At 42.9% G+C, this 2,208-nt stretch carries 2 protein-coding genes; both read left to right on the plus strand.

Annotation, left to right across the window (positions count from 1 at the left end; translation table 11 throughout):
- On the plus strand, positions 1-583 hold a 583-nt coding region (locus QZV24_RS10425), incomplete at its 5' end, for a M48 family metallopeptidase (RefSeq protein ID WP_294523585.1).
- Entirely contained in the window at positions 573-2,090 is a 1,518-nt protein-coding gene (locus QZV24_RS10430; RefSeq protein ID WP_294523587.1) for a glycosyltransferase, read from the plus strand. The genes QZV24_RS10425 and QZV24_RS10430, both read left to right, overlap by 11 nt.
- The last annotated feature ends 118 nt before the right edge of the window (positions 2,091-2,208 follow it).

Here is a 2,208-nt window from a genome sequence, read left to right on the forward strand (position 1 = left end):
GTATTTTGGTGAAGAAAATACAACCGCTTTGATTAAAGTGAAATCGTATCCATGGATTTATAAGCGTTCCATGGAAGAAATAGCCAAGTTATTACCATATCTTTATGTTTGCCTTTTGGAAAAGTACGATGAGGATTATTGCCAGATGTTGCCAGTGGGGCTGGGGAATATCCTAAAGTATTTTCATGGCATCGGTGATGAAACAGCTATTAAAGGCCACTACGATGAATATAAATCCTTTATCCAAAATGTGTTTGATATGGCACAGCTAGATACGGTGAACAGATATCTGGATATTTTACCGGTTGTATCCAGTGATGAAGGCGAGCTGGAAAAGAATATAATGGAAGTAGCCGGCATTTTGTTAAAAACTGATAGGCCCGAGCAAGCCTTAGCATTGTACAACCTGATTTCGGCAGAGTCAGAATGGGTTAATGAAAGCTTTTGGCAAAATGTAGGAATATGTTTCTATAAGCTGGGACAGTATCAGGAGTCAATAGAGAGCCTGGAACGGGCCTCAAAAGATCCGAAAACGGCTGCTTATATGGCCTGGGGTCAGGAGGCGATGAAGCATGGTAATTAAAATATCGGCCTGTGTAATAACCAAAAATGAAGAAAAAAATATATCTCGTTGGCTTCAATGTATGAAAAATGTGGCGGATGAAATTATTGTGGTGGACACGGGATCTACGGACAATACAGTGAAATTGGCCAAAGAGGCTGGAGCAAAGCTATATTTTTTTGAGTGGATAAATGATTTTGCTGCCGCCAAAAATTATGCCATTGAGCAGGCAACTGGGGATTGGATTATCTTTCTTGATGCGGATGAGTATTTCACAGTGGCGGCCCAGAAGGTATTTCGTCAAGAAATGGAACGGTTTAATCGGGATAAGTCAGTGGCTTGTTTGATGTGTCGAATGATGGATATCGATATGGATAATAATGACCGGGTGTTTAATACCAGTTTGTTGGCCCGGGTTTTTCGTCGTAGTCCCTATATAAGGTATAAAGGAGCTATTCATGAACAACTGGAAAATACTCAGGGCAATAAAAAAATGGTCTTTGCCGAAAAACTGGAAATTTATCACACGGGATATTCCAGCAGCATTATAAGGTCCAAAACGGAACGAAATCTGCCAATAATGCTCAGCGAATTGGCCAAAGCGTCTACCGATGAAGAGCGGCAACGACTATATCCTTATCTTATGGATGCATATAATATTTTAGGTGACCACGAAAAGGTTCTGTTATATGCCAGAAAATGTATTTCTATTGGGCTGAAGATGGTAGGAGAGCCAGGGCGGTTTTATGAGGTAATGGCTATGTCCATGTATAATGCCGGACGCCCTTTGGCGGAGCTACTGGAGGTGTTGGATGAGGCGGAGCAAGCTTTTCCAGAGGAACCGTTCTTTCCATTTGTCAGAGGAATGGCACTGGAAAAAGTGGAAGATTACATTGGAGCGGAGAAGGCAGTGCTGCGTGGTTTGAAGCTGAGGCAGCCGGTAGAAGAAAAACTGCGGCAAGGTGTTGGGGTTTCAGACACATCCAGAGGTTTGCTGCCTTATGCCTATGAGCGGCTGGGCAATATATACAGTATGAAAGGGGATAAACAGCGGGCTGCAGAAAATTATCTTATGGCTTTGAAAAACCATAGATACCAGTCCGACTCTCTGCGTGGGATTTGCCGGGTATTGGCCGGAATTGGTGATGTGGAATTGATTGAGTTATTAAATTCTTTCTATGAACGGGAAAAAGATGGTCAGTATATTATGCAGACTTTAAGGGGACAAGCCAGTGCGGGAGTTATGTCATACTATGGCAAAAATGTGTGGGGCTACGAACAGGGCTATGCATATATGGCTGGTGGGCGATTTGACAGTGCTGGCGTCAAGTTGGGCGAGCGGTATAGAGAATTGATTCAGCTAGGAATATTGGCAGCTAACAATATGAAAGAATACCCGCCGGATGGCTATTTAAAGGTATTGGTATCGGAGGGTTATCTGGCGCAATTTGGGAAAAATTCCCAGGAAGCAGATGCTTTGCGCCGTTTAAAGGAATACCGGCTAAGGTCAGGTCTGGATGAGCAATAACCTTTTCCTACAGGGAAGGGTGGTAACTGATGGGGGTCGGATGAGGTGTAACTATGAATAAAAAACAGGGTCAATCTATAATGGATGATATATATGACCTGATGGATGTGGGAAAATA

This window comes from uncultured Anaerovibrio sp., from assembly GCA_902786545.1.
GTDB lineage: Bacteria > Bacillota > Negativicutes > Selenomonadales > Selenomonadaceae > Anaerovibrio.